Below are 6,563 nucleotides of genomic sequence, written 5' to 3' on the forward strand. Positions count from 1 at the left end.
CCGGCGACTGCGGGCGACAGGGTCCCGCTCCGGGCGTTCAATGGACGGTATGCGTGCTGGTAAGGGCGTGCGACTCCGCAGGAGCGGCCCCCTGGGCATATCGGGCCTGGCCGCTCTGCTCGCCGGGGCGACGGCCCTGACCCTGGCCGCGTCCGCGCCCGACCCGCCGCTCAGCCCCGCACCCACCCCCTCGGAGTCCGCCCCGAAGCCACCCCCGCTCGAACCCCCGCCGCTGCTCACCCAGGCCGACGTGGACGCCGCCGTCGCCAAGCTGGACGGTGTCGTCGAGGACATGATGAAGCGCACCGGCGTGCCCGGCGCGGCCGTAGGCGTTGTGTACAAGGACCGGGTGGTCCATCTCAGGGGCTTCGGCGAGCGCAAGGCCGGCGAACCCGGGACCGTCGGGCCGGACACCGTCTTCCAGCTGGCCTCGCTCTCGAAGCCGATCTCCTCCACCGTCGTCGCCGGGGCCGTCGGCGACGACGTCGTCGGCTGGGACGAGACGGTGGCCCGGCACCTTCCCGGCTTCGCACTCAAGGACCCCTGGGTGAGCGCCCATGTCACCGTCACGGACCTGATGTCCCACCGCAGCGGGCTGCCCGACCACGCCGGTGATCTGCTGGAGGACCTCGGCTACGACCAGGCGTACATTCTCGGCCATCTGCGCGACGAGCCGCTCGACCCGTTCCGCGCGAGCTACGCGTACACCAACTTCGGCTTCACAGCGGGCGCGGAGGCCGTGGCCCGGGCCAAGGGAGTGAGCTGGGAGAAGCTCAGCGCCGACACCCTGTACAAGGCGGCTGCGATGGACTCCACGAGCTCCGCCTTCGCCGACTACGAGAAGGCCACGAACAAGGCCGTCACCCACGTGAGGACCGCTGACGGCACCTGGCAGGCGAAGTTCGTCCGGGACGCGGACGCGCAGGCACCGGCCGGGGGCGTGAGCTCCACCGCGAGCGACATGACCCGCTGGCTGCGGCTCCAGCTCGCCGACGGGAAGCTTGACGGCAAGCGGATCATCGACGCCGAGGCCCTGGAACACACCCACCTCCCCGAGATCGTCTCCCAGCCCCCCACGGCCCCCGCGGCACGCGCCGGCTTCTACGGCCTGGGCTGGAACGTCGGCTACGACAACCAGGGCAGGCTCCGCCTCAGCCACTCCGGTGCCTTCGAACTCGGCGCCAACACCAACGTGACCATGCTGCCGGGCGAGCAGCTCGGAATCGTCGTCCTCACCAACGGCCAGCCGGTCGGCATGGCCGACTCCGTCGCCCTCGACTTCTTCGACACCGTCCAGTACGGCAGGCCCACCACCGACTGGCTGCCCCTGGTGGCCGGGCTCTACGAGCAGGAGCAGGAGCAGGGCAAGTCCCCGACGGACTACGCCGCTCCGCCATCGGACCCGAGGCCCGCCCGCGCCGGCGGCGCCTACACGGGGACGTACTCCAGCGCCTACTACGGCAAGGCCGTCGTCACCACGGACCGGGACGGACTGGTCCTCGAACTGGGGCCCAAACCCATGCGGTTCGACCTGACCCACTACGACGGCGACACCTTCAGCTACGAGACGACGGGCGAGAACGCGGTCGGACCGACCGGAGTCACCTTCACCGTCGACCCGGGCGGCAAGGCCACCGGGTTCCGGGTCGAATACCTCGACGAGAACGGACTGGGCACCTTCACCCGGGGTTGAGGCGAAGCCCCCCTTTGGAACCTGACCGCCGTCGCCTTCCGCGCCGGACGGCGCCGCTGGGGCCGGCTCACCGGCACGGGACCGCTGCACGACAACAACTGGGCGCCGATCACCATCGGCCCCGACGGCACGGCGTACGTGGCGGTCTTCAACGGCATCGTCGCCGTGCGCGACACCGAGGACCGAACCGCCGGCGAGGACACGTATGCCCGGGGCCGGTCAGGGTGCGGCCCCGGGCATCCACCTCGCCTCCCGGACTCAGGTGATGTTCGGCATTTCGCCCTCGGTGGTCGTGACGTCGATGACGGCGAACGCCGCACCCTGAGGGTCGACGACGGCCGCGAAGCGGCCGAAGGGGCTGCTCATCGGCCCGAACACCACCTTGCCGCCCAGCTTCTGCGCGCTCGCCACCGCCGCGTCGCAGTCGGGGACGGTGAAGTAGACCTGGATGTAGGACGGGATCTCCGGGGGGAACTCCTCCGGGGTCATCCTCATCCGGCCGAGCACCGGCTCCGCCCCGAGGTCGAAGAGCCACCGCCGTCCAGACTGAAGGCGTCCACCGACCCGGCGTCCCGCATCACCGCCGCCACCTCTGCGATCGTCAGTCCGGTGCGGAACTCCGGGGCACCGTCGAGGGCGAGCAGCAGCAGCCTGTGCCCGCCGGCGGCGATCCCGGCCGCCGTACGCACGGCGGCCGTCACGGCGTCCAGGCCGGGCAGCGGGGCCCCGCCGCGCAGCACCGGGTAGCCGCCCACCGCGAAGCGGTAGGGGGCCCGGCTGCGCGCCTCGACCAGCCGGTGCCGTACGGTCACCCGGTCGCCGACGGCGAGCCCGCGCAGCTGGGCGGCCCCGGCCTCCCGGCCGACCAGCACCTGCGTGTCCGGGGCGATCGCGCCCCGCCCCGGTGTGGCGGCCACCGAGGCGACCCGGCCGCGCCGCACCGTCACCTCATCAGAGACGCTAGGAACCGACCAGCCGGGAACGGATCAGGAAACGCACACCTTCCGGTGCCTCCAGCGAGAATCCACTGCCGCGGCCCTCGACGACGTCGACGATGAGCCGGGTGTGCCGCCATGCCTCGTACTGGCTCGCCGACATCCAGAAGGACACCGGCTCGTCCACGCCGTCGACGGACAGTGCGGCCAGCAGCACGTCCGAGCCGCCGGTGCGGAACTCGCCGTCCGGATAGCACATCGGCGCGCTGCCGTCGCAGCAGCCGCCGGACTGGTGGAACATCAGGGGACCGTGCACCGCCCGCAGGCGCCGCACCAGCTCGGCGGCCGCGGGAGTGAGCTCCACGAGCGGGGCCCGTGCGGTGTCCCCGGTCATCGGACGAAGCCGCGGTGTTGTGTCGAGCAGTTCACTCGCGGATTCGCCGTCGCATGTCGGTACATGTGCAGCCCCTCTTCTGACCGGTCCTCGTTTCGGATGCCGCTGAGGCAGTGGCCCAGTCAACTCCCTGCGACGTTGCGAGGAGGTTGCAGGGGACGGCGCGGCCCAGGGTCCGGCGGTCCAAGCCGCAGGCAGGGCAGGGGGTATCGCCTCGTGTCCTTCGGTGAGTCGGGTCCGGCGTCGCGCTGTAGGGCGGGCCGGTGAGTCGTCGCGAGCGGCTCGTCGAGCGCCTCGCCGGCCCGGGGCGGGCGGGGGAGCATGAATTTCGGACAGAGCCCGACGTGGGCGAACGCGGCGATCTCCGAGTAATTCGTCGTGCCCCGATCCCTGTTGCCCCGGTCGTCAGGTCGACGAACGACGGGCCCGCGGACCCGCCGGCCGGCAGGCGCAGCCGGCCAAGGGCTGTTTCGGCTCTGTGTCCACGTCCCCGCCGCAGGGCCGGGCTGTCGCTCATGTCTCGGGCGGAGCGGGTGAGCGTTCAACAGGAGTGACCGGGGGTGGGTGGCGCCTGGGCCGGGAGTCAGGGGCCGGTACGCGGTGCCGATCCGATGCCCCGTCAGACCGCTTTTGTATTCCGTCGCCTCGGCCCCGTCGGCTCCGGAATTCCGCCACTGCCTGCCGCACGGCCTTCGCGCAGTGAATACGTGGCTGCTGGACGCGTGTAGACCGGCCGAAAGGCGACCTTGTGCCGGACCTAACCGGAGTTCAAGCTTCCTAGCACGCACCGCGCTTGTCAGGGCCATGACCCACGGGTCGTCGTCCTGCCGACGCGGTGCGCGTGGGCCCGCACACCCAACGGGCCCACAGGACCCCCACATGGAGGCTTAGTGAACACCAGGCGCTTCCCCCTCGGTGGCACCCGCAGACGAGCGACGCGGCTGATCGCCGTGGCTGCCGGACTGCTGGCCGTCACCGCGCTGACTGCTCCCACGGCGACAGCCGAATCCACCTCCGACGCCGCCCCCACTGCGGCGTCGCTGGCGCAGGCGAACGACGCCGTTCGCAGCGCCGACATCGCCGGAACGGCCTGGTACACGGACAAGGCGACCGGCAAGGTCGTCGTGACGGTGGACAGCACCGTCTCCGCCGCGGAAATCTCCGCCATCAAGAAGGCCGCGGGCGACCGGGCCGGTTCCCTCAAGATCACGCGCACGCCCGGCACGTTCAACAAGCTCATCGCAGGCGGCCAGGCCATCTACACCGGTGGCGGCCGATGCTCTCTCGGCTTCAACGTCCGCAGCGGCTCGACGTACTACGCCCTGACCGCGGGCCACTGCACCAACATCGGCAGCACCTGGTACACCAACTCCGCCCAGACCACCGTCCTGGGCCCGACCGCAGGCTCCAGCTTCCCCACCAACGACTACGGCATCATCCGTCACTCCAACGCCTCGGCCGCGGACGGCCGGGTCTACCTCTACAACGGCACCTACCGCGACATCACGTCGGCCGGCAACGCCTCCGTCGGCCAGTCCGTCCAGCGCAGCGGCAGCACCACCGGCCTGCACGGCGGGACGGTCACGGGTCTCAACGCCACCGTGAACTACGGAGGCGGGGACATCGTCCACGGCCTCATCCAGACCAACGTCTGCGCCGAGCCGGGCGACAGCGGCGGCGCCCTGTTCTCCGGCACCACCGCGCTCGGCCTGACCTCAGGCGGCAGCGGAAACTGCTCCTCCGGCGGCACCACGTTCTTCCAGCCGGTCACGGAGGCGCTGAACGCCTACGGGGTGAGTGTCTTCTGATGAAGCGCCACCTCTGAACCGTCGTCGACGGGCCCCTCTTCGGAGGGGCCCGCTCGGCGTTCGCGCGAAGCGGCCGCCGGGCCCGCCCAAGACGAACCCGCAAGCCGCCGCCGAGGGGCGCGGAAGCCGCCGAACGGCTTCCGCGCCCCTTTCGCCCGCCCCCTGCCGTCGGTCACGACACGGCGGGATCGAGCACCACGGGCAGCTCCGCGAGACCGCGGAAGGCCGGGAACGGCACCTCCATCCACTTCGGCTCACCCGAGGGATCGGCCAGGGCCATCCTCGGGAACCGGGTGAACAGCCCGGTGAGGGCCAGCTGCATCTCCAGCCGGGCGAGCGGAGCTCCCAGGCAGTAGTGACTGCCGTGCCCGAACCCCAGGTGGGCGCTCTGGGCGTTCCCCGGCCGCGTCACATCGAACTGGTCCGGGGAGTCGAACTTCAGCGGATCGCGGTTGGCCGAGCTGAGCGCGATCTGGACGAGAGCGCCCTTCGGAATCCGCGTCCCGCTGAACTCCACGTCCTCGGTCGCGTAGCGGAACGTCGCGCTCTCCACGGAGCCGTCGTAGCGCACGAGCTCGTCCACCGCCGGGCCGACCAGCTCCGGGTTCTCCTGCACGGCGCGCAGCTGTGCGGGATTGGCCAGGAAGTGGTAGACGGCATTGCCGATGAGGTACGCGGTCGTCTTGTGACCCGCGAACATCAGCAGGAACGCCGTCGAGACCAGCTCGTTCTCGGTGAGCCCGCCGTCGTTGTCCCGGACCGCGGTGAGCGCGCTGAGCAGGTCCTCACCCGGACGGCTCCGCTTGCGCGCGATGAGTTCCGAGAAGTACGCGTGCAGGCCCTCCTCCGCCTTCTGCTGGGCCCGCTTGGACTCCTCGCTGAAACCGGTCTGCGCCACCGTGGTGGACAGCTGGTGCATGTGCGAGCGCTCCTCCGGCGGCACGCCGAGCAGTTCGCAGATCACGGTGATCGGCAGCGGGAACGCGAACGCGGGCAGCAGATCGAACCGTTCCCGGGTCGGGCACTCGTCGAGCAGCTTCTCGACGATCGCGTGGATCTGCGGCCTCAGGGCTTCCACACGGCGCGGGGTGAACGCGGAGTTGACCAGCTTCCGCAGCCGGGTGTGCTTGGGCGCGTCGGAGTTGAGCATGTTGTCGTCCAGCGCCACCGACGAGTCACCGAAGATGCTCCGGTAAGCGTCCATGGCCCCGTACATGTCCTTGCTCAGCCGCGGATCCGACAGGGCGGCCCGCGCGTCCTCGTACCGGGTGATCAGGTACGTCTCGTTGCCGTGCGGCGGTCTCATCGGGCAGACCGGCGCCGTGTCCCGGAGGCGGGCATAGACCGGGTGCGGGTTGCGCCGGTACTCCGGCGTACACCGCTCGGCCGCGGCGACGGGATCTTGCATGGTGGTCACGGACGGCTCCTCAGGTCGAAGAGGGTCTCGGCGTTGCCGCCGAGGATGAGCTGCTGGGACGCCTTGTCCACCGGCAGCTTCTCGATCATGCGGATGAAGTCCTCCAGCGGCGCCGCCATGGGCGGTGAGTCGGTGCCGAACAGCATCCGTTCGGGCCCCAGGACCTCGGCGTTGAGGCTCAGGTGTGCGGGGCTGAACGGGCTGGTGTCGACGTACATGCGCTCGGGACCGGGACCGGGGCCGGGGGCCTCGGTCCCGGGGCGCGGGCTTCAGGTCGTTCGGGCCGCTCAGGCCGTGAAACGGCGGACGCCTTCGG

Annotated in this window: 5 protein-coding genes and 2 pseudogenes; 2 read left to right on the forward strand and 5 right to left on the reverse strand. The window is 71.0% G+C overall.

Annotated elements, in window-relative coordinates; translation table 11 throughout:
- Positions 1-49 precede the first annotated feature (49 nt).
- Positions 50-1,693, forward strand: coding sequence for a serine hydrolase (locus ABT078_RS39085; RefSeq protein ID WP_351236605.1), 1,644 nt, complete (start codon positions 50-52; stop codon positions 1,691-1,693).
- 258 nt (positions 1,694-1,951) lie between these two features.
- Here the strand turns inward: ABT078_RS39085 and ABT078_RS39090 are convergent.
- From ABT078_RS39090 to ABT078_RS39100, 3 genes and pseudogenes are all read right to left on the reverse strand, one after another.
- A pseudogene (locus ABT078_RS39090) lies at positions 1,952-2,224 on the reverse strand (VOC family protein); the annotation flags it as partial.
- A pseudogene (locus ABT078_RS39095) lies at positions 2,185-2,643 on the reverse strand (phosphodiester glycosidase family protein); the annotation flags it as partial. The pseudogenes ABT078_RS39090 and ABT078_RS39095, both read right to left, overlap by 40 nt.
- A gap of 10 nt (positions 2,644-2,653) precedes the next feature.
- The gene (locus ABT078_RS39100; protein WP_351236607.1) at positions 2,654-3,022 is read right to left on the reverse strand and encodes a DUF779 domain-containing protein; all 369 of its coding nucleotides are present in this window, start codon (positions 3,020-3,022) and stop codon (positions 2,654-2,656) included.
- A gap of 890 nt (positions 3,023-3,912) precedes the next feature.
- On the opposite strand from ABT078_RS39100, the gene ABT078_RS39105 reads away from it, so the two are divergent.
- Positions 3,913-4,830: a S1 family peptidase gene (locus tag ABT078_RS39105; protein ID WP_351236609.1), complete on the forward strand. Its 918-nt coding sequence runs from the start codon at positions 3,913-3,915 to the stop codon at positions 4,828-4,830.
- Between the two features lie 172 nt (positions 4,831-5,002).
- Here ABT078_RS39105 and ABT078_RS39110 read toward each other — a convergent pair whose 3' ends face one another.
- Positions 5,003-6,238 (reverse strand): cytochrome P450 family protein, encoded by a 1,236-nt coding sequence (locus ABT078_RS39110; RefSeq protein ID WP_502981524.1) that lies wholly within the window; start codon positions 6,236-6,238, stop codon positions 5,003-5,005.
- Between the two features lie 5 nt (positions 6,239-6,243).
- Positions 6,244-6,465, reverse strand: a complete 222-nt coding sequence (locus ABT078_RS39115) for an amidohydrolase family protein (RefSeq protein ID WP_351236614.1) — start codon at positions 6,463-6,465, stop codon at positions 6,244-6,246.
- Positions 6,466-6,563: the final 98 nt, after the last annotated feature.

The organism is Streptomyces sp. NPDC002133, from assembly GCF_040296405.1.
Taxonomy (GTDB): Bacteria; Actinomycetota; Actinomycetes; order Streptomycetales; family Streptomycetaceae; genus Streptomyces.